Source organism: Streptomyces sp. GESEQ-4 (genome assembly GCF_017948455.1).
Lineage (GTDB): Bacteria > Actinomycetota > Actinomycetes > Streptomycetales > Streptomycetaceae > Streptomyces.
This window is the reverse complement of record NZ_JAFFSU010000002.1, coordinates 302,883-326,740: the sequence shown is the minus strand read 5'-3', so window position 1 is coordinate 326,740 and position 23,858 is coordinate 302,883. Positions and strand designations below refer to the sequence as shown.

Here is a 23,858-nt window from a genome sequence, read left to right as displayed (position 1 = left end):
TCAGGACTCCTCGCCCATGGCGCGGACCAGGCTCCGCGGCCGCATGTCGGTCCAGTGCTCCTCGATGTAGTCGAGGCACGCCTGGTGGGCGCCCTCGGGGTGGGCGACGGTCCACCCGGCCGGCACGTCGATGGCCGCGGGCCACATCGAGTACTGCCCCTCGTCGTTGACCAGCACCAGGAACGTTCCCTCGGTGTCGTCGAACGGGTTGCCCATCAGTTCTCCTCCTTGGTTGTCGCGTTGGCGGCGATGGCGGCCCGGAGATGTTCCTCGAGAATCGGGCCGATCAGCCGCAGCGCCTCCGGCGTCATGATCGTGCTGTGGCCGGTCGGGACCGGGTGGTACGTGATGTCGCCGGCAACGAAGTCCCGCCACACTTCGGGGTCGAGCACCCGTTCCCGTTCCTCGGTCGCGCCGAAGATCAACATGTCGGCGTCGACCCGTTCCGGCCGATGCTTGGTGGCGATGGAGATGTTGCGGTGCAGGATCTCCATCAGGAGCTGGAATTCGTCCTCGGCGACGTTGCCCAGAACCGTGTTGGTGGTCCGGGCCAGCTCCGAGAACTGCGCGAAGCTGAGCCGCCCGCTCGGCAGGTTCGCCCGGTCGACGCCCAGCACCTCGAGGATGCCGGTGTAGACCTTGGCGGTGGCCTCGACGACCTGCTGCTGTTCCTCCTCGGTCAGCGGCCTGGCCGGTTCGGAGTCGAGGGCCACGATGAGTCCGACCCGTTCCCCCGCGGCCTGCAGGCGGGCGGCCATGGCGTGCGCCACGACTCCGCCGAACGACTGCCCGAGCAAGTAGTAGGGCCCGGTCTTCTGCACCTGGCGCATCTCCTCGATGCAGTCGTCCGCGACCTGGATCAGCGTTTCCGGCAGCTCGTCGGGGTGGCTCAGCGCGCGGGACTGCAGCCCGTAGACGGGGAAGTCGGGGCTCAGATGCAGCAGCAGATCCGAGTAGGACCAGCAGATCGCCGCTCCCGGGTGGATGCAGAACAGCGGCGACAGGGTGCCCCCGGTGCGCAGCGGGAGGAGTACGTCGAAGGCCTTGTCCGTGCCGTCGGAGCCCAGATGTCCGGCGAGTTGGGCAACGGTCGGTCCGGCGAAGAAGGTCCGGATCGGAACCTCCGTGCCCATCACCTCGGCGATGCGGGCGATGAGCCTGTTCGCCAGCAGGGAGTGGCCGCCCAGGTCGAAGAAGTTGTCCTCAACGCCGATCTGTCCCAGGTTCAGCACCTCGGCGAACAGCCCGCAGAGGATCTCCTCCTGCGGGGTGCGGGGGCCGCGCCCCACCGGTGCCGCGACCTGCGGCACCGGCAGCGCCTCCCGGTCCACCTTGCCGTTCGGCGTGAGCGGGAACTCCTCCACCGCCATCACCACCGCCGGCACCAGATGCTCGGGCAGCGACCGGCGCAGGTCCTCCCGGATACCGGTGACGTCGGTGTCGGGATGGGCGGGAACCACGTACCCGAACAGCGCCAGGTCGCCCTGGCGGTCGGCTCGCACGGCCACGGCGGCCTGCGCCGCGGCCGGGTGCTTCGCCAGCGCGGCCTCCACCTCGCCGGGCTCCACCCGCATCCCGCGGATCTTCACCTGGTCGTCGGTGCGGCCCACGTACTCCAGCTCGAACGCGTGGTTCAGGCGGCCGACGTCCCCGGTGCGGTACATCCGCGAGCCGGCCGGGCCGTATGGGTCGGCGACGAACCGGCCGGCGGTCAGTCCGGGGCGGTGCAGGTATCCGCGGCCCACGGCCGGCCCGGCGACGTACACCTCGCCGTCCGTGCCGGGTGGCACGATCCGCAGGGCCGCGTCGAGGACGTAGATGCGCATCCCCGGGTTGGGCCGGCCGACCGTGATGCGTTCGAGGTCCGCGCCGTTCAGGGGATCCGTCATCGTGCAGGCGACGGTGGTCTCGGTCTGGCCGTAGACGTTGACCATGCGTCGCTCCGGCGACCAGCGGGCGGCGAGATCGGGCGTGAGGACCTCGCCACCGAGGAGCAGGCCGCGCAACTCGGTGAGTCGGCCCGGCGCGTCGGCCGGCAGGCTCGCCAGCACCGACGGCAGCGTCACCAGGTGCGTGATCCGCTGCTCGGCCAGCACCCGGGCCAGCGCCTCGCCCGCGAGAAGGCCCGGCTCGGGAAGGACGAGCGTGCCGTGCGCGGCGAACGCGACGACGAGGTCCATGACCGAGGCGTCGAAGCTCGGCGAGGAGAGCTGCAGGACGCGGGAACCCGGCCCGAAGCCCCAGCGGTCCCGCCATGCCTCGGCAGCGTCTGCCAGGCCCGCGTGGGTGATCACCGCGCCCTTGGGCCGGCCGGTCGATCCCGAGGTGTAGATGATGTAGGCGGGGTGGTGCAGGCCGAGGGCGGCCGAGCGATCCCGGTCGGTCGGGTTCGTGTCCGGCAGCCCCTCCCACTGCGCGACGGTGGCGGGGTCGTCGATGTCGATCAACGGCTGCTCCGCGCCGAGGCGGGCGGCTCCGGAGGCATCCGTCACGACCAGTTCCGGCCGTGCATCCGCGCAGAGGTACGCCACCCGGTCGGCCGGATAGGCCGGGTCGATCGGCAGGTACGCCGCCCCGCTCTTGGCGATGGCCAGGATGGTGACGACCTGCCGGACACTGCGCGGCAGCAGCACTGCCACGAGGCTCTCCGGGCCCGCGCCCCGTTCGATCAGCGCCCGGGCCATCCGGTTCGCCCGGCTGTTCAGCTCGGCATAGGTGAGGCCGGCCGCGCCGTCGGTCACGGCGATCGCGGACGGGTCGGCCGTCGCCCAGGTTTCGAACAGCCACGGCAACGTTCCCGGTACGGGATCCGCAAGGTTGGCTTCCGCCCGGCTCGTCAATTCAAGTCCTCCGATGGGTTGGTGGGGAGAGCCGACGACTTCACGCAGCAGCCGGCCGAACTCGTCGAGGAAGGCGTCGATGGTCGCGCCGTCGTAGAGATCGGTGGCGTACTCGGCGACGAGGATCAGGCCGCCGGGCGCGCCACGGTCGTCGAACGTCTCGATCGCGTTGACGGTGAGATCCACCCGGGCCACACCGGTCTCGACCCCGTCCAGCTGCGGCCGCGCGGTCAGGCCGGCCAGCTCGAACTCGGCCTCCGGTGTGTTCTGCAGCACGAGTTGCACCTGGAAGAGCGGGTGGTGCGCGGGCGACCGGTCGGGGTTGAGCTTCTCCACCAGGTGGTCGAAGGGGATGTCCTGATGGGCGTACGCGGCCAGGCTCGTGTCGCGCACCTGCTCCAGCAACTGGACGAAGCTCGGGCCGCCCGAGGTGTCGATGCGCAGCACCAGCGTGTTGATGAAGAAGCCGATCAGGTCCTCAAGGGCGTCGTCGACCCGTCCCGCGATCGGCGCACCCACCGGGATGTCGGCGCCGGCCCCGCTGCGGCTCAACTGCGCGCCGAGCGCCGCCTGGAGGGCCATGAACAGGGTGGATCCGTTGCCGCGGGCCAGCGCTCGCAGGGCCTGGTGCAGGTCCGCGTCGAGATTGCGGGTCAGCGTCGCACCCTGGTGACCGGCCTCCTCTGGGCGCGGCCGGTCGGTCGGCAACGTCACCAGTCCCGGCAGGCCGGCCAGTTGTTCCCGCCAGTAGGCGAGCTGGCGGCCGATCCGGCTGTCCGGGTCGGCGTCGTCGCCCAGCATCCTGCGCTGCCACAGGGCGTAGTCCGCGTACTGCACCGGCAACGGCGCCCAGGACGGGGCACGCCCTGCCGCGCGTTCCTCGTACGCCGTGGTCAGGTCGCGGGTCAGCGGCCGCAGCGACCAGCCGTCCGCAGCAATGTGGTGCACGACCAGCAGCAGCACCCACTCGTCGCGGCCCGTAGTGAACAACCATGCCCGCAGCGGGATCTCCCGCGACAGATCGAACTCGTGCCGGGAGGCGTCCCGGAGCACCTGCGCCAGGTCGTCCTCGGACACCTCGCGCACCGGCAGGTCGATCTCGCCGACCTCAAGGATCTGCTGGTGCGGCATTCCTCGGCGCTCGGCGAAGACGGTGCGCAGCGCCTCGTGCCGGGCCACCACGTCGCCCAAGGCGGACCGCATCGCGGCCACGTCGAGGGCACCGGACAGCCGCACCGCCAAGGGCGAGTTGTACGTCGCCGACGAGCCCTCCAGCTTGTGCAGGAACCACAGCCGCTGCTGAGCGAACGACAGCGGCAGGGACTCCGGCCGGGGCTCCGGCACAAGGGCGGGCGTCGTGCGGTCCGTGTCCGCCCCGTGTGCCAGCACCACGGCGAGCTGGGCGGGTGACGGCGCGGCGAACACCTGCCGCAGCGGCACCTCGATACCGAGGACGGCGCGGATGCGGCTGGTCAGCCGGGTGGCCAGCAGCGAGTGGCCGCCCAGGTCGAAGAAGCTGTCGTCGACACCGACCCGGGGCAGGCCGAGGAGGTCGGCGAACAGCTCGCACAGGATCTCCTCGTACGGGTCGCGCGGGCCGCGGTCCTCGGCGCCCGTGGTCACGACCTCGGGTTCCGGCAGGGCCTTGCGGTCGATCTTTCCGTTCGGGGTGAGCGGGATCCGCTCGATCGGCGTGATCGTCGCCGGCACCATGTGGTCGGGCAGCAGCGACTTGGCCGCGCCGCGCAGCTCGGACACCAGCTCACCGGCGGTCCGGGCGAGGGCGGGCACGTTGGCGACCGCTTCCGGGCTGCCCGGGCGGTACACGTCCGCGAGTGGCTTGTCCTCGCCGGTGTCGGCGAGCAGCACCGCGTCGTAGGCGTACTGGCTCCGCGGCGACCAGGTCAGCACCGCCCGCAGGCCGCGGTCCGCCGCCCATTGGCGTACCCGCTCGGGGTGCAGCCGCGGATCGGTCGGGCCGGCCAGGCGCGGGTTGGGGATCCGGGTCACCCGCGCCGGTGCCGTCACCTCGTCCAGCTCGGTGAGGTCGCGGCCCCAGACCAGCTCCGGCAGTTCCCCGACCGGTTGCGCGGCGGCGGTGTGCAGGACCACCTCGTATCGGTACGCGGTCAGCTCGTTGTTCGCGCCGCCGCGTTTGAGCAGCACCTCGGCGCCGCTCAGCCGGGGGTGCCGGAAAGCGGTGAAGAACTCGGGCGCGAGGAGCAGTTCCTTCTCGACGGCCACCGCGTGGTCCACGGCCGACGTGCCCGATCCGGGATCCCGGAACTGCTGGACTGCCGTGTGCAGCGCCCACAGCAGGCCGTGGTGTCGTACGTCGCCGACGATCACCCGGCCGCCGTCGGCCAGCAGATCGATCGCCTTGCCCAGCACGTCGCGCAGGTAGTCGGCGCTCGGGAAGTACTGGACGACCGAGTTCAGCACGATGGTGTCGAAGTGGCCGCGGGGCAGCCCCGAGACGTCATGAGCCGGCCGGCACCGCAGACGCACGTGGTCCCAGTCCCGTTCCCGCGCGTACTCCCGCAGCCTCTCCACGGCGGCCGCCGAGAAGTCCGTCGCCCAGTACTCCTCGGTCCGCTGAACCAGCGGGATCATCACCAGGCCGGAGCCCGCACCGATTTCGAGCACTCGGCGAGGGCCGAACCGCGCCACCTGGTCCACCGCGGACCGCTGCCACTCCCGCATCTCGTCGATCGGGATGGGCGCGCCGGTGAAGGAGCTGTTCCAGCCCGCGAAATCGGCTCCCGGCTCGCGCGACAGCCCGCCGTAGACGTGGTGATAGACGCTGCGCCACTCGTCGAGCTGGTCGTCGACGTCCGCCGTGGCTCCCGCGTCGGCCGGTACGACGTAGGCGGCGAGCGAGACGGCACCCGAGCGGTCCTGCCGCGGCACCACGACCGCACGTGCGACCGATGCCTGCGCGGCGAGGACGCGTTCCACCTCGCCGGGCTCCACGCGGAAGCCCCGGACCTTCACCTGCTCGTCGGAGCGACCGAGATACTCCAGGTCGCCCTCGGCGTTCCACCGGACCAGGTCGCCGGTGCGGTACATCCGCGACCCGGCCGGACCGTACGGATCGGCAAGGAAACGCGACGCCGTCAGGGCAGGACGCCGCCCATAGCCCCGTGCCACCCCGGCACCCGCGACATACAACTCCCCCGGCACACCCGGAGCCGCCAGCCCGAGGGACTCGTCCAGCACATACAGCCGGGTGCCGAGAGCCGGTTTGCCGATCGGCACCGGGGGTCCGCTCAGTCGGCCGGTCTGGCTGGCGACGACGGTCGACTCGGTGGGACCGTAGGCGTTCACCATGTGCCGGCCGGGCGCCCAGGTCCGCAGCAGTTCCGGCGGGCACGCCTCGGCACCGACGATGAGGGTCCTGAAGCCGGTCAGGTCCCGCGGTGCCTCGGCCGGCAGGGTGCCCAGCACCGACGGCGGGATCAGGGCGTGAGTGATGCGGTGTTCGGCGAGCGCCCGCGCCAGCTCCTCACCGGCGAGGCGATCCGCCGAGGCGATCACCAACGAGGCGCCGGAGTCCAGGGCCCAGACGAGTTCCAGGACCGCGGCGTCGAAGCTCGGCGACGAGAACTGCATGATCCGGCTGTCCTCGTCGGCGGCACACCGCTGACGCAGGGTGGCCGCGAGGCTCGTGAGTCCGCGGTGGGTCACCACGACACCCTTGGGCAGACCGGTCGAACCCGACGTGTAGATCACATACGCCGGATTGTCGACACTCACCGGCCGGACACGATCCCCGTCCCCCGGGTCATGCTCGGGCAACCCCTCGAACACATCCGACTCGCCGATCACCAGCGCCGGTTCAGCATCCCCCAGCAGGTACTCCACCCGGGCCCGCGGGTAGCCCGGATCCACCGGCAGATACGCCGCGCCGGCTTTCGCGATGCCCAGCACAGCGGCGATCTGCGTCGCGCCACGCGGCATCAGCACGCCGACGACGTCCTCGGCACCCACACCCCGGCCGATCAGATACCAGGCGACGCGATTCGCGCACGCATTCAGCTGCGCATACGACCAGCTGACGTCCCCCTCGACCACCGCCACCGCATCCGGTGCCACCGCTACGCGATGTTGGAACAACTCCGCCAACGTCACCGCATCGGCAGCAGCCCCAGCCACCCCCCACTCACCCAGCAGCCGACTCCGCTCCTCGCCACCAAGCAGATCCACCTCACTCAACCGCGACCCAGGCGCCCCCACCATCGCCCGCAACACACGCACCCACCGCGCCGAAAACGCCTCGATCGTCGAACGCTCATACAAATCCGTCGAGAACTCGACCACACCGGTCAACCCCGCCGGACTCCCATCGGCCGAGGTGGTCTCGGTGAGGCTCAGCGACAAGTCGAAGCGGGACGTGCCGGTGCCGCGCCCCTCCTGCCGCACCCGTAGATCGGAGAGCGCGAAGTCGGCCTCGGCGTTGTTCTGCAGGACCATGGCGATCTGGAACAGCGACTGATGCGACGCCGACCGCAGCGGATTGATCTTCTCGACCAGGTACTCGAAGGGAATGTCCTGATGCGAGTAGGCGGCGAGACTGCTGTCGCGTACCCGCTGGAGCAAGTCGGTGAAGGTCGGGTCGTCGGAGGTATCGGTGCGCAGCACCACCATGTTGACGAAGAAGCCGACCAGTTCGTCGAGTTGTTCGTCGGTACGGCCGGCCACGCCGGCGCCGACCACGACGTCCGTTCCGGCGCCGGACCGGGTCAACAGCGCCGACAGCGCCGTCTGCAGGACCATGAACAGCGTCGAACCGGTCTGCCGGGCCAGTGCCGTCAGCTCGGCGTGCAGTGCGGCATCGACCTGGAAGGTGCTCACGTCACCCTGGTACTCGGCCACTTCCGGCCGCGGGCGGTCGGGAGGCAGAGTCACCTGCTCCGGCAGTCCGGCAAGCCGATCCCGCCAGAACGCGAGCTGGCGGCCGAACTCGCTGTCCGGGTCCGCGTCGTCCCCGAGCAGTTCACGGTGCCACAGGCTGTAGTCGGCGTACTGCACCGGCAGCGGGGCCCAGTCCGGAGACTGGCCGGCGCTGCGCGCGGCGTACGCCGTCGCCAGGTCGCGGGCCAACGGCCGCAGGGACCAGCCGTCGGCGACGATGTGGTGCAGGACCAGCATCAGCACCCACTCGTCGTGGCCGACCGCGAACAGCGACACCCGCAACGGGATCTCGTCGGCCAGGTCGAACCTGTGGCGTGCCGCGGCCTGCAACTCCTCGTCCAGGGCGGCGTCGTCGACCTCGCGCACGGAGAGCTGAATCGTGATCTCGGCCGGGTCCAGGATCCGCTGGTGCGGCTCACCGTCGTGCTCGGCGAAGACGGTGCGCAGTGCCTCGTGCCGGGCGACTACGTCGGCCAGAGCCGTCCGCAGCGCCGGCACGTCCAGGTCGCCCGTCAGGCGCAGCGTGAGCGGCATGTTGTACGTCGGCGACGGGCCTTCCAGCTTGTGCAGGAACCACAGCCGCTGCTGGGCGAACGACAGCGGCAGCACGGCCGGCCGCGGCAACGGCACGAGGGCGGCCCGGGCCGGGGCGTTCGCTTCGAGGATCGCCCGCGCCAGCGCGGCCGGTGTCGAGGCCTCGAACAGGGTGAGCAGCCGGACCTCGAGGCCGAGCTCGGCACGGATCCGGCTGATCAGCCGGGTGCCCAGCAGCGAGTGGCCCCCCAGGTCGAAGAAGCTGTCCTCCACGCCGACCCGGTCCAGACCCAGGATCTCGGCGAAGAGCCCGCACAGGATCTCTTCCTCCGGCCTGCGAGGGTCTCGTCCCCTCGAGGTCTCGAACTCCGGTTCTGGCAGCGCCTCGCGGTCCAGCTTGCCGTTCGGCGTGAGCGGGATCTCCTTTACCGCCACGACCGCGACCGGTACCAGGTGGTCGGGCAGCAGGCGGCGGAGGTCCTCTCGTACGACCGCGGGATCGGCACCGGGCCGAGCGGGGACCATGTAGCCGACCAGCGCGGGATCGCCCCGCCGATCGCCGCGGACCACCGCGACGGCACGGGCCACATCCGGATGCGCCGCCAGCGCGGCCTCGACCTCGCCCGGTTCGACGCGGATACCCCGGATCTGGAGCTGATCGTCGGAGCGCCCGAGGTACTCGAGCTCGCCCTCGGCGTTCCAGCGGACCACATCACCGGTCCGGTACATCCGTGTCCCGGCCGGCCCGTACGGGTCGGCGACGAACCGTGACGCGGTCAGTGCCGTGCGGCCCAGGTATCCCCGTGCGACGCCGGTACCGCTGATGTACAGCTCGCCTGCCGAACCGGGCGGCACCATCCCCAGGCCGGCGTCCAGTACGTACATCCGGATGCCGGGCAGCGGGGCGCCGATCGGATGGGCGCTCCCGGACAGCGGACGGCTCACCGACGCCGCCACCGTCGTCTCCGTCGGCCCGTAGAGGTTCGTCATCCGACGGCGCACCGACCAACGACGCACCAGATCCGCCGAGCATGCCTCGCCGCCGACCACCAGGCTCCGCAAGTCCGGCAGCCCGTCCGCAGCGTCCTGAGGCAACGTCGCCAGCACCGACGGCGGCACGAACGCGTGCGAGACCCCCGCACCCGCCAGCAACCCGGCCAGCTCCTCACCCGCCAGCCGTGTCTCGCGGGCGACGACCAGGGCGGCGCCGGCGCCGATGGCCATCATCAGTTCGAGGACGGACGCGTCGAAGCTCGGCGACGCCAGGAGCAGCACGCGGCTGTCGCCGTCGACGTCGGTGCGCTCGCCCGTGCCGGCGGCGAGCGCGGCCAGGCCACGGTGGGGCACGACCGTGCCCTTGGGCCGGCCCGTCGACCCGGATGTGTAGATCACGTAGGCCGGGTGGTCCACTTCCACCGGTCGCACCCGGTCCCGGTCGACCGGGTCGTGCTCGGGCTGTCCCTGGAACTCGTCCGACTCGCCGATCACCAGCGCCGGTTCAGCGTCCTGCAGCAGGTACTCCACCCGGGCCCGCGGATAACCCGGATCCACCGGCAGATACGCCGCGCCGGCTTTCGCGATGCCCAGCACTGTGGCGATCTGCGTCGCGCTGCGCGGCATCAGCACACCGACGACGTCCTCGGCACCCACACCCCGGCCGATCAGATACCAGGCGACGCGGTTCGCGTACGCGTTCAGCTGCGCATACGACCAGCTGACGTCTCCCTCGACCACCGCGGTCGCGTCCGGGGTCGCCGCGACGCGGTGTTGGAACAGCTCTGCCAGGGTCGCCGGTTGGACCGTCGCCGGCGGCTCGGTGTACGCCCAGCGGGTCAGCTGGTCGTGCTCGCCGTCGAGCAGCAGGTCCACGGACCCGATCCGCTGCTCCGGGTCGTGTGCGACGGCGGCCAGGAACTGCAGCCAGCGTCCGATGAATGCCTCGATCGTCGCGGCGTCGTACAGGTCGGTGGCGTACTCGACGGCCCCGATCACACCGGCGGCGCCGTCGGCGTTCTGCTTCTCCGCGAGGCTGATGAACAGGTCGGTGCGGGACAGCCCGGTGCTGACGCCTTCCATGCGGGTGTGCAGTCCGGGCAGGTCGAAGCTGGTTTCCGGGTTGTTCTGGAAGGCCAGCAGCACCTGGAACAGAGGACTGTGCGCGGTACTGCGCTGCGGATTGAGCTTCTCCACCAGGAACTCGAACGGCACATCCTGATGCGCGTACGCGGCCAGGGAGGTCTCACGCACCCGTCGCAGCAGCTCGTCGAAGCCCGGATTCCCGGATGTGTCCGTGCGCAGCACCAGCGTGTTGACGAAGAAACCCACCAGATCGTCGAGCGCCTCATCGGTCCGGCCGGCGATCGGGCTGCCGATCGGCACATCGGTGCCCGCACCCGACCGTGTCAGTACCGCGGCGAGCGCCGCCTGCAACACCATGAACAACGTCGCACCACTACGCCGCGCCAGCACCAGCAGATCCGCGTGCAGACCGGCATCGATACGGAACATGCACACATCACCCGCATACGACGCCGTCTGCGGCCGCGCCCGGTCGGCAGGCAGTGTCACCTGCTCCGGCAATCCCGCCAACTGCCCACGCCAGTACGCCAGCTGACGCCCGAACACACTCTCCGGGTCGGCCTCATCACCCAACAACCGCCGCTGCCACAACGTGTAGTCCGCGTACTGAACCGGCAACGGCGACCACGACGGACCACGACCCGCCCGACGAGCGGCATACGCCTGCGCCAGATCCCGCGCCAACGGCCCCAGCGACCAGCCGTCCGCGGCCACATGGTGCATCACCAACAGCAGCACCCACTCCCCCGGACCGGCCGCGAACAACCACGCCCGCACCGGGATCTCCCGCGAGAGATCGAACTCATGACGCGCCGCCTCCCGCAACACCCGCGGCAACTCGTCCTCGGGCACGTCCCGCACCGCCAGATCGACCTCGGCGACCTCCAGAACCTGCTGATACGGCACCCCGTCCGACTCCGCGAACACCGTCCGCAACGCCTCATGACGACCGACCACATCACCCAGCGCCGCCCGCAACGCCCCCACATCCAGGACACCGGACAACCGGATCGCCAACGGCGAGTTATAGGTCGCCGACGGCCCCTCCAACCGATGCAGGAACCACAACCGCTGCTGCGCGGACGACAACGGCAACAACCCAGGCCGCGCCACCCGCTCCAACGCCACCTGCACCCGACCCTGCCGCTCCCCCAACACCACCGCCAACTCCGCCGGCGAAGGCGCCGCGAACAGCGCGCGCGGCGCCAGTTCGCAGCGGAACGCCTTGCGGATCAGGATGATGAGCCGGGTGGCGAGCAGCGAGTGCCCGCCCAGATCGAAGAAGCTGTCGTCGCGCCCCACCCGCGGCACGCCGAGCACCTGGGCGAAGAGGAGGCAGAGCAACTCTTCCTGCGGCGTACGCGGTGCGCGGACACGGCCGTCGGTCTGCTCGGGATCCGGCAGCGCCCGCTCGTCGATCTTCCCGTGCGAGGTGCGAGGAATCTCTTCCAGCAGGACGACGGCCGACGGAACCAGGTGCTCGGGCAGTTCGTTCTGCAACTGCGCGCGCAGTTCGTCGCCGTTGATCGCCCGGCCGGCGACCGGAACGGCGTACGCCAGCAGCCGCAGGTCGTCGTGCTGGTCGGGTCGGACGATCACAGCGGCCTGGGCGACAGCGGTGTGCCGGAGCAGCGCGGACGCCACCTCGCCGGGCTCCACGCGGAAGCCCCGGATCTTCACCTGCTCGTCGGAGCGGCCGAGATACTCCAGGTCGCCCTCGCCGTTCCACCGGACCAGGTCGCCGGTGCGGTACATCCGCGACCCGGCCGGACCGTACGGATCGGCGAGGAAACGCGACGCCGTCAGGGCCGGACGCCGCCCATAGCCCCGTGCCACCCCGGCACCCGCGATGTACAACTCCCCCGGCACACCCGGAGCCGCCGGTCGCAGCCCGTCGTCGAGGACGTACAACCGGGTATTGAGCACCGGACCGCCGATCGGCGCGGAGCCGGGTGACAGTTCCCTGCTCACCGACGCGCACACGGTCGACTCGGTGGGACCGTAGGCATTGAACATACGGCGGCTGGGCGACCATCGCGCGGTCAGCTCGGGCGGGCACGCCTCGCCCGCCACCACCAGGACGCCGAGGTCGGGCAGTTGGGCGGCTGCCTCTGCGGGCAGCGTCGCCAGCACGGTGGGCGGCAGGGTGAGGTGGGTGATGCGGTGTTCGCGCAGGACGGCCGCCAGGTCCTCGCCGGCGAGGCGGTCCGTCTCGGGCAGCACCAGGGCGGCGCCTGACCCGAGGGCCATCACGAGCTCCCAGACCGTTGCGTCGAAGCCGAGCGCGGCGAACTGCAGCACTCGGGAGCCCTCGTTCACCTCGAACCGCTGCTGAGTCCCCGCCATGCTCGCGAGTCCGCGGTGAGTCACCACGACACCCTTGGGCAGACCGGTCGAACCCGACGTGTAGATCACATACGCCGGGTTGTCGACACTCACCGGCCGGACACGATCCCCGTCCCCGGGGTCCTGCTCGGGCAACCCCTCAAACACATCCGACTCGCCGATCACCAGCGCCGGCTCAGCATCCCCCAGCAGATACTCCACCCGCGCCCGCGGGTAGCCCGGATCCACCGGCAGATACGCCGCACCCGCTTTCGCGATGCCCAGCACCGTGGCGATCTGCGCCGCACCACGCGGCATCAACACACCGACAACATCCTCGGCACCCACACCCCGGCCGATCAGATACCAGGCGACACGGTTCGCGCACGCATTCAGCTGCGCATACGACCAGCTGACATCCCCCTCAACCACCGCGGTCGCGCCCGGCGCCACCGCTACGCGATGTTGGAACAACTCCGCCAACGTCACCGCATCGACAGCAGCCCCAGCCACCCCCCACTCACCCAGCAGCCGAACCCGCTCCTCGCCACCAAGCAGATCCACCTCGCTCAACCGCGACCCAGGCGCCCCCACCATCGCCCGCAACACACGCACCCACCGCGCCGAAAACGCCTCGACCGTCGAACGCTCATACAAATCCGTCGAGAACTCGACCACACCGGTCAACCCCGCCGGACTCCCATCGGGTGCGGCGGCCTCGACGACGTTGATCGACAGGTCGACCCGGGAGACGCCGGTGTCGACCGATGCGCCGGAGGCGGTGACACCCGGCAGGCTGATGTTCTGCTCGGCCGTGTTCTGCAGCCCGAACAGGATCTGGACAAGCGGGTGATGGGCGGCCGACCGGTGCGGGTTGAGCCGTTCCACCAGGTACTCGAAGGGCATGTGCTGGTGGGCGTACGCGGCCAGGGAGGTCTCGCGCACGCGGGTGAGCAGGTCGCTCAGCGTGGGATCACCACTGGTGTCGGTGCGCAGCACCAGCATGTTGACGAAGAGACCGACCAGGTCCTCCAGGCGGTCGTCGGTGCGCCCGGCGATGGGTGAGCCGACCGCGATGTCGGTTCCGGCGCCGAGGCGGGTCAGCAGGCCGGCCAGTCCCGCTTGCAGGATCATGAACAGGGTGGTGCCGGTTTCCCGGGCCAGGCGCACGAGCTCGCTGTGCTGTTCGGCGTCGAGGTCGAAGGTGACCGTCTCACCGCGGTAGCTCGCGACGGCCGGACGCGGCCGGTCGGTGGGCAGCGTCACCTGGTCCGGCAGGTCCGCCAGTTCCTGGAGCCAGTGGGCAAGCTGGCGGCTGAAGACGCTGTCGGGCGCGTCGTCGGTGCCGAGGTGCTCGCGCTGCCAGAGGGTGTAGTCGGCGTACTGCACGGCCAGTGGCTGCCACGGGGGTGCGATGCCGGCCCGGCGGCTCGTGTACGCGTCCGTCAGGTCGGACACGAGGACCTGCAGCGACCAGCCGTCGGCGACGATGTGGTGCAGGACCAGCATCAGCACCCACTCGCCGGAACCGGTTGCGAACAACCACGCCCGCAGCGGGATCTCGCGGGCCAGGTCGAACTCGTGCCGGGCCGCCTCGCGCAACGCCTGCGGCAGTTCCGCCTCCGTGGTCGCCCGGACCTCCAGCTCGGGCACGGCCTCGGTCACGTCCAGGATCCGCTGGTACGGGTTTCCGCCCTGCTCGGCGAAGACGGTCCGCAGCACCTCGTGCCGGGCGACGACATCGGCCAGCGCCATCCGCAGCGCCGGCACGTCCAGGTCGCCGGAAAGCCGGATCGCCAGTGGTGAGTTGTAGGTCGCCGACGGGCCTTCCAGCTTGTGCAGGAACCACAGCCGCTGCTGGGCGAACGACAGCGGCAGGGCCTCGGGTCGTGGCATCGGCTGCAGCCGGGCCGGGACGGGGCTGCCCTCCACCAGCCGGTCGGCGAGCTGCCGGGGGGTGGGGGCGTTGAAGAACGTCCGCATCGACACATCGACGCCGAGCGCGCCGCGCACTCGCGAGATCAGCCGGCCGGCCAGCAGGGAGTGGCCGCCCAGGTCGAAGAAGTTGTCCTCGGCGCCGATCTGCGTGATCCCCAGGACGTCGGCGAACACCGACCGCAGGATCTCCTCCTGCGGCGTGCCCGGCGACCGGTTGTCCACGCCCGTGGCGACGAAGCGCGGCTCGGGAAGCTCGTTGCGGTCCAGCTTCCCGTTGGCGTTGAGCGGGAACTCGTCGAGCACGACGATCGCGGCCGGTATCAGATAGTCCGGCAGTTCGCGGCGCAACTCCTCACGCAGCCGGACGGCGTCGGCGGGTTCCTCGCCTGCCGTGACGTACGCGCACAGCGCCTGGAAGCCGTGCTGATCCGGACGGGCGACCACAACGGCCTGCGAGACGCTCGGCTGCCGGAGCAGCGTTGCCTCGATCTCGCCCGGTTCGACGCGGATACCCCGGACCTTGAGCTGATCGTCGGAGCGCCCGAGGTACTCGAGTTCCCCGTCCGCGTTCCACCGGACCACATCACCGGTGCGGTACATCCGCGACCCGGCCGGCCCGTACGGGTCGGCCACGAACCGCGACGCCGTCAGGCCGAATCGGCCCAGATATCCGCGCGCGACCCCGGCCCCGCCGATATACAGCTCACCCCGCGAGCCGCGCGGCACCATCCCCAGGCCCGCGTCCAGTACGTACACCCGCGTCCCTGCCAGCGGGGCGCCGATCGGATGCGCGCTCCCGGACAGCGGACGGCTCACCGACGCCGCCACCGTCGTCTCCGTCGGCCCGTAGAGGTTCGTCATCCGACGGCCCACCGACCAACGACGCACCAGATCCGCCGAACACGCTTCCCCACCGACCACCAGGCTCCGCAACCCCGCCAGCCCGTCCGCAGCATCCTGAGGCAACGTCGCCAGCACCGACGGCGGCACGAACGCGTGCGAGACCCCCGCACCCGCCAACAACCCGGCCAGCTCCTCACCCGCCAGCCGACCGGGTTCGGGCATCACCAGGACGGCGCCCGCGTGGAACGTGGTGAGGAACTCGAAGACGGAGACGTCGAAGCTCGGTGAGGTCAGCTGCAGGACCCGGCTGTCCCGGTCGATGTCCGCCCGCTCGCCACCGCTGACCGCCAGCGCGAGCAGACCCGTGTGGGTGACGACCGTGCCCTTGGGCCGGCCCGTCGACCCGGATGTGTAGATGACGTACGCCGGGTGTTCGACCCGCAGGGCGGTCCGCCGGTCGGCATCGGCCGGGTCGGTCACCGGCAAGTCCCGGAGAGCCGAGGCGATGGCCGGGTCGTCCATCGTGATCGCGCCGGCCCCGGCCGCCGCGTCCGCGTGGGCGGTGTCGGTGAGCAGCAGCTTCGGCCGGGCGTCCTCGATGAGGTAGCCGACCCGTTCCGCCGGGTACGCCGGGTCGATCGGCAGGAACGCGGCGCCCGCCTTGCCGATCCCGAGAAGGGTGGCGATCTGCAGCGCGCTGCGCGGCATCAGCACGCCGACGACGTCCTCGGCGCCCACACCCCGGCCGATCAGATACCGGGCGACGCGGTTCGCGTACGCGTTCAGCTGCGCGTACGACCAGCTGACGTCTCCCTCGACCACCGCGGTCGCGTCCGGGGTCGCGGTGGCCGGGGCTTCGAAGATCGCCGGCCACACCAGCGGTTCGGGGCCCGGCTCGGCGCAGCCGGAGAGGGCGAGCAGGGTCGCGCTCTCCTCGTCGGAGAGGAGCTCTGTGGCGTTGATACGGCGGCCCGGGTCCTCGGTGGCCGCTTGCAGCATGCGTGTGAAGCGCGATGTGAACGACGCGACGGTGCTCGCGTCATACAGGTCGGTCGCGTACTCGACGGCGCCGCGGATGCCCTGCGGTGAGCCGTCGTCACCGAGTGCCTCGGTGACGTTGAGGGTGAGGTCGACCCGGGACACCCCGGTGGCGATCTCGTAGGGCTCGGTCTGCAGGCCGGGGAGTCCGAAGGCGGTTTCCGGGTTGTTCTGGAAGGCCAGGAGGACCTGGAACAGCGGGCTGTGGGCGGTGCTGCGCTGGGGGTTGAGCTTCTCCACCAGGTATTCGAAGGGCACGTCCTGGTGGGCGTAGGCGGCCAGGGAGGTGTCGCGGACTTGCTGCAGCAGGTCGGCGAAGGCGGGGTTGCCGGTGGTGTCGGTGCGCAGGACCAAGGTGTTGACGAAGAAGCCGATCAGATCGTCCAGAGCGTCGTCGGTGCGGCCGGCGACCGGACTGCCGATGGGGATGTCGGTCCCGGCGCCGGAGCGGGTCAGCACCGCGGCGAGCGCGGTCTGCAGCACCATGAACAGCGTCGCGCCGTTCTCCCGGGCCAGCGCCAGCAGCGCGGCGTGCTGGTCGGCGTCGAGGTGGAATGTGCTCACTTCACCGGCGTAGGACGCGTTCTGCGGGCGAGGGCGGTCGGGCGGCAGTGTCACCTGCTCCGGCAGACCCGCCAACTGCCCGCGCCAGTAGGCCAGCTGGCCCGCGAGGGCGCTGTCGTGGTCGGTCTCGTCTCCCAGGAGCTGCCGCTGCCACAGCGTGTAGTCGGCGTACTGGACCGGCAACGGCGTCCAGGTGGGGCGGTGCCCGGCGTGCCGGTCGGTGTAGGCCTGCGCCAGATCCCGCGCCAGCGGGCCCATCGACCAGCCGTCGGCGGCGACGTGGTGGATCACAAGCAGCAGCGCCCACTGGTCGGGCCCCATGGCGTACAGCGTGGCCCGCAGCGGGATCTCGCCGGCCAGGTCGAAGTGGTGGCGGGCCGCCTCCCGCAACACGCGCGGCAACTCGTCCTCGGACACGTCCCGCACCGCCAGATCGACCTCGGCGACGTCCAGAACCTGCTGATACGGCACCCCGTCCGACTCCGCGAACACCGTCCGCAACGCCTCATGACGACCGACCACATCACCCAGCGCCGCCCGCAACGCCCCCACATCCAGGGCACCGGACAACCGGATCGCCAACGGCGAGTTATAGGTCGCCGACGGCCCCTCCAACCGATGCAGGAACCACAACCGCTGCTGCGCGGACGACAACGGCAACAACCCAGGCCGCGCCACCCGCTCCAACGCCACCTGCACCCGACCCTGCCGCTCCCCCAACACCACCGCCAACTCCGCCGGCGAAGGCGCCGCGAAGATCTGCTGCAGGAGTACCTCGACGCCCAGCACCGAGCGGATCCGGCTGGTCAGCCGGGTGGCGAGCAGCGAGTGCCCGCCCAGATCGAAGAAGCTGTCGTCGACACCGACCCGCTCCAGGCCCAGGATGTCGGCGTACAGCTCGCACAGGAGCTGCTCCTGCGGCGTCCGCGGCTGTCGGCCGGCAGAAACCATCACCTCCGGGTCCGGCAGCGCTCGGCGGTCGATCTTTCCGTTCGGGGTGACCGGGATCCGCTCGATCGGGGTGATCGTCGCCGGGACCATGTAGTCCGGCAGCAACTCCTTCACCGTCGAGCGCAGTTCGGAGACCAGTTCACCGACCGTACGGGCCACCGCGGGGACGTTGGCCTGCTCGACGGCCTCGGCGGGGCGATACACGTCGGCCAGCGGCTCCGCCTCGGCGGCGTCCGTCAGTACGACGTCGTAGGTGTTCCAGCGATTCGACGACCAGGTCGGCACCGCCCGCATGCCGCGTGCCGCCGCCCACCGCCGCACCACCTCAGGCTCGAGTTCGGGCCCCGCCGACGTCGGCACCGCGTCCGCGCCGTCCAGCACGCGCATCGCGGCCACGCCATCGGCCAGCCGAGGATTCGGGATGCGCGTCACCCGCGCGGGACCGGTCACCTCGTCCAGATCGGTGATGTCCTGGCCCCACACCAGTACCGGCAGCGCCGCGAGCCGCCGCGCCGGTGCGGTATGCAGAACGACCTCGTAGCGGTAGCCGGTCAGTTCGTCCGACGCCCGGCCGGCCTTGAGTGACACCTCGACACCGGAGATGGCCGGGTGTTTGAAGGAGGTGAAGAACTCCGGAGCCAGCAGCAGCTCCTTCTCCACCGCCATCGCGCGCTCCACCGCCGCGCGCAGCCCTTGGGTGCCGCGGAAGTCGTGCACCGCCGCCTGGAACACGCGGAGCAGGCCATAGTGCCGGACGTCGCCGATGATCACCCGGCCACCGTCCGCGAGAAAGTCCATGACCTGCGTCAGCACGTCGCGCAGGTAGTCGGCGCTCGGGAAGTACTGCACCACCGAGTTGATGACGACGGTGTCGAAACGGCGGCGGGGCAGGCCGGAGAGGTCGTGCGCCGGCCGGCAGGACAACCGCACGTGCTTCCACCCGCGTGCGCGGGCGAAATCCCGGAGCCGGTCGATCGAGACTCGTGAGAGGTCGGTTCCCCAGTACTCGTCGACCACGTCGGCCAGTGGGGTCATCAGCAGACCGGAACCCGCGCCGACCTCCAGGACCCGGCCGGGACCGAACCGCAGCACCGCGTCCACCGCGGCCCGCTGCCATTCCCGCATCTCCTCGACCGGGATCGGGCCACCGGTGAACGAGCTGTTCCAGCCCACGAAGTCGTTGCCCGCGTCACCGGAGAAGCCGGTGTAGACCTGGTCGTAGAGGTCATTCCACTCGGACAGCTGATCGTCGAAGCCCGTGGTCTGCGTCCGCGCCGCCAGCACGGTGTACGCCGCGAGGGAGACTGCTCCCGAACGGTCCCGGTGCGGCACCACCACCGCCCGCTCGACCGACGGCTGGTTCGCGAGGACGCGCTCGACCTCGGCGGGTTCGACCCGGAAGCCCCGGATCTTCACCTGCTCGTCGGAGCGCCCCAGGTACTCCAGCTCGCCGTCGGCGTTCCACCGGACGACGTCGCCGGTCCGGTACATCCTCGATCCGGGGTCGCCGAACGGGCTCGCGACGAACCGCGACGCCGTCAGGCCGCCCCGGTCGAGGTACCCCCTGGCCAGACCTGCGCCGCCGATGTACAACTCGCCCGGTATGCCGGGAGCGGTCGGCCGCAGCGTCTCGTCCAGGACGTACAGCTCGGCGTTGAGCACCGGCTTGCCGATCGGTGCGCGCGCCTCGGCCAGCGGGAACGTGTGCGAGGCGGCGACCGTGCACTCGGTCGGGCCGTACGCGTTCACGACAGCACGCCCCGGCAGCCACAGCCGGACGAGTTCCGGCGGGCAGGCCTCCGCGCCGACGCTGAGCATGCGGAACTCGGGCAGCCGGCCGGCCGTCTCCGGCGCCAGGGTGCCCAGCGCGGACGGCGGGATGTGCGCGTGGGTGATGCGGTGCTCGGCCAGTGCCTGGGCGAGTTCGTCGCCGGCCAGGCGGTGCTGGCCGGCGATGACCAGCCGGGCCCCGGAGCTGAACGCCCACACCATCTCCAGCACGGAGGCGTCCACGCTCGGCGACGACAGCTGCAGCACCCGGCTGTCCTCGTCCGCCGCGCACCGCTGCCGCAGGGTCTCGGCAAATCCGGCGAGGCCGCGGTGGGTCACGACGACGCCCTTGGGCCGGCCGGTCGAACCGGACGTGTAGATGACGTAGGCGGGGTTGTCGACGTTCACCGGCCGGATGCGGTCATCGTCGGTGGGGTTGTCCTCCCGGCCCGTCTGCCGGCAGACGTCCTCGTCCTCGTCGACCATGACCAGCTCGCAGGTCAGGTCGGAGGGCAGGTTCTCGGCCCCGTCGCGGGTGGTCAGCACCAGCCGGGGGGACGAGTCGGTGATCACGTGCCGGTTGCGGCGGGCCGGGAAGACAAGGTCCACCGGCACGTACGCCGAACCGGCCTTGAGCACTCCGAGCAGCGCGGCCACCAGGCCGGCGGACCGCGGCATCGCGATGCCGACCAGGTCCTCGGGGCCGATGCCCCGGTCGATGAGGCGGCCGGCGACGTGGTTGGCGTAACGGTTCAGCTCACGGTAGGTCCAGACGTTGCCGCCGTCGCTCACTGCGATGGCGTCCGGCGTGGCCGCCACCTGCCGCTCGAACAGATCACTGAAGGTCACCGGCACGACGTCCTGCTCGTGCCGGTGCCAGCCGGCCAGCCGGGAGGCGTCGTCGGGGGTGGTGACGTCCAGGCTGTCGATCCGGCGACCAGGATCCGCCACGACCTGGCGGATCAACTGGGACCAGCGCTCGACGACGGCCTGGGCCGTCTGCGGGTCGTAAAGGTCGGCGGCGTACTCCACGGTGCCGCTGATGCCGGCCGGTGCGCCGTCGGGCGTCGTGCTCTCGGTGACGCTCAGCGACAGGTCGAAGCGGGCGGTGCCGGTCGGCACCGTCTCGGCGCGTACCCGGAGTCCGGGCAGGTCGAAGGGGACGGAGGTGTTGTTCTGCAGGACCAGCGCTACCTGGAACAGCGACTGGCGTCCGGCGGTCCGGGTCGGGTTGAGGCTCTCGACCAGTTGCTCGAACGGGATGTCCTGATGGCTGTACGCCGCGAGGCTGGTGTCGCGCACCCGGTGCAGCAGATCCGCGAACCGTGGCGCGTCGGCCGTGTCGGTGCGCAGCACCAGCATATTGACGAAGAGCCCGACCAGGTCGTCGAGGGCGGGCTCGGACCGGCCGGCGACACCGGCGCCGATGGCGATGTCGGTGCCCGCGCCGAGCCGGGTCAGCAGCGCCGCCAGGGCCGCCTGCAGAACCATGTAGACGGTGGCGCCGTTGGCGCGGGCGAGCTCCGATATACCGGCGTGCAGCTCGGCGTCCAGGGTGATCGGGACAACGCCGCCCTGGTAGGTCGCCACGGCCGGCCGGAGCCGGTCGCCGTGCACGGTGATCTCGTCGGGGAGCTCGGCAAGCTGCTCGCGCCAGTACCGCAACTGCTCGTTCAGCGGGCTGGCCGGGTCGTCCTCGTCGCCGAGCATCGCGCGTTGCCAGAGCGTGTAGTCGGCGTACTGGACCGGGAGCGGCGGCCACTGCGGTGCGGCCCCGTCGCGCCGCGCGGAGTAGGCGGTGACCAGGTCCCTGGCCAGCGGTGCCCCGGACCAGCCGTCGCCGGCGATGTGGTGGATGACGAGCATCAGCACGGACTCGTCCGGGCCGAGGACGAGCAGCTCGGCCCGGACCGGGATCTGCCGCGCCAGGTCGAACGCGTGCCGCGCCGACCGACGCAGTTCGTCGGCCAGGTCCGCCGCGTCGATCCGGCGGACGGGCAGGTCCGGACGTACGTCGTCGGGCGGCAGGATCTGCTGGTACGGCTGCCCGTCGATCTCCGGGAAGAGGGTGCGCAGCGGTTCGTGTCGGCGGACGACGTCGGCCAGGGCAGCGGCGAGCGCGCCCGTGTCGACGGCGCCGGTCATGTGCAGGGCGAGCGGCATGTTGTACGTCGCCGACGGCCCTTGCAGCCGGTGCAGGAACCACAGCCGCTGCTGTGCGAAGGACAGCGGGATCCGCTCGGGCCGGGGCAGGCGGGTCAGCTCCGGGCGAGCCGGGCCGGCCTCCTGGCGCTGCAGGTGCGCGGCGAGGGCGGCCGGGGTCGGCCTCTCGAAAAAGTCCCTCATGTCGACGTCGAGGCCGAGGGTGCCGCGGATCCGGCCGATCAGCCGGCCGGCCAGCAGGGAGTGCCCGCCCAGGTCGAAGAAGCTGTCGTCGAAACCGATCTGCGGCAGCTCGAGGATCTCGGCGAACAGGACCCGGAGCATGTCCTCCAGCGGGCTGCGCGCGGTCCGGTCCAGCCCGGCCGGGGTGTACTCCGGGTCCGGAAGGGCGTCGCGGTCGACCTTGCCGTTCGGGGTCAGCGGCAGGCTGTCGAGCAGCACGACGCTCGCCGGGACCAGGTATGCCGGCAGTGTGGTGCGCAGTTCGTCACGCAGCTCCGCCGCGCTCGTCGCGACGGAGGAGGCCGGCACCACGTAGGCGGCGAGCTGCCGCTCCCCGCGGGCGTCGGCGCGTACGGCGACGGCCGCGTGCACGACGTCGGCCCGCCGCTGCAGCACCGCTTCGAGCTCGCCGGGCTCCACCCGGGCGCCACGGATCTTGACTTGGTCGTCGGCGCGGCGCAGGAACTCCAGCTGGCCGTCCGCGCGTTGCACGCCGACGTCTCCGGTGCGGTACATCCGCGAACCGGGCGGCCCGTAGGGGTCGGCGAGGAAGCGGGTGGCGGTCAGGCCCGGACGACGCAGATATCCCCGTGCCACGTTCGCGCCCGCGACGTACAGCTCGCCCGGCTGCCCCGGGGCGAGCTGCGCCAGCGCGTCGTCCAGCACGTAGACGCGGGTTTGCTCGACGGGTGTGCCGATCGGGGCATGAGTGCCGGTCAGCGGCGCGGTGAGAGTGGCGGCCACGGTGGTCTCGGTCGCGCCGTATCCGTTGATCAGCCGACGGCCCGCCGACCACCGGCGTACCAGCTCGGGCGGGCAGGTCTCGCCGCCGATGTGCACGGTGGTCAGGTCGGGCAGCAGGTTTTCGGCGTCCGGCGGAAGCGACGCGAGCACCGGGACCGGGAGCGTGACGCACGTGATCCGCTCCTCCCGGAGCACCCGGAGCAGGTCGTCACCCAAGAGCCGCTCGGCCTGGGGGACGACCAGGGTGCCACCGGTGGCCACCACGGTGAGCAGCTCCCAGATCGCGACGTCGAAACCGAGCGACGCCAGTTGCAGCACGCGCGGGGTGTCGCCGGGGTCGTGCTGACCGGTGATGGTGCGGGCGAGGTTGACCGTGCTGCTGTGGCTGACGCCGACGCCCTTCGGCGTCCCGGTGGAGCCGGACGTGTAGATGACGTACGCGAGGTGGTCCGCGGTGAGCGCGCAGACCCGGTCCGCGTCCCCGGGATTACTCTCGGGCTGCGCGGCCCAGGCCGAGACCACGGACCGGTCACCGACATGAACGGCCCCGGGGAAGCTGTCGTCCGCGCTGCCGGTCAGCACCAGGCTCGGCGCGGCGTCGCCCAGCAGGTAGCCGATGTGCTCGGCCGGCAGGACCGGGTCGAGCGGCAGATACACAGCGCCCGCTTTGAGCGTGCCGAGCAGTGCGGCGACCTGGTCGATGCCACGGGCCAGGGCGACGCCCACTGTCTGCTCCGGCCCGACGCCCCGCTCGATCAGCCACCACGCGATGCGGTTGGCGGCGGAGTTCAGCTCCCGGTACGACCACGAGCGGCCACCTTCGGTGATCATCGGCGCATCGGGGTGCGCCTCGACCATCGACTCGTACAACCGGACGATTGTGGGCCGCGCGCCGGGCAGTTGAGTCGGGGCCGCTACATCAGCAGAGCTCAT

2 protein-coding genes are annotated in these 23,858 nt (G+C 71.2%); both read right to left on the bottom strand.

The window, feature by feature from the left end; all coding sequences use genetic code 11:
• On the bottom strand, window positions 1-216 hold the full coding sequence (locus tag KCH48_RS06720) for an MbtH family protein (protein ID WP_282615117.1): 216 nt from the start codon (window positions 214-216) through the stop codon (window positions 1-3).
• Window positions 216-23,858 carry a non-ribosomal peptide synthase/polyketide synthase gene (locus KCH48_RS06715; RefSeq protein WP_210571204.1) on the bottom strand — a complete coding sequence of 7,881 codons (23,643 nt, stop codon included), beginning with the start codon at window positions 23,856-23,858 and terminating at the stop codon, window positions 216-218. The genes KCH48_RS06720 and KCH48_RS06715 overlap by 1 nt, the downstream gene beginning before the upstream one ends.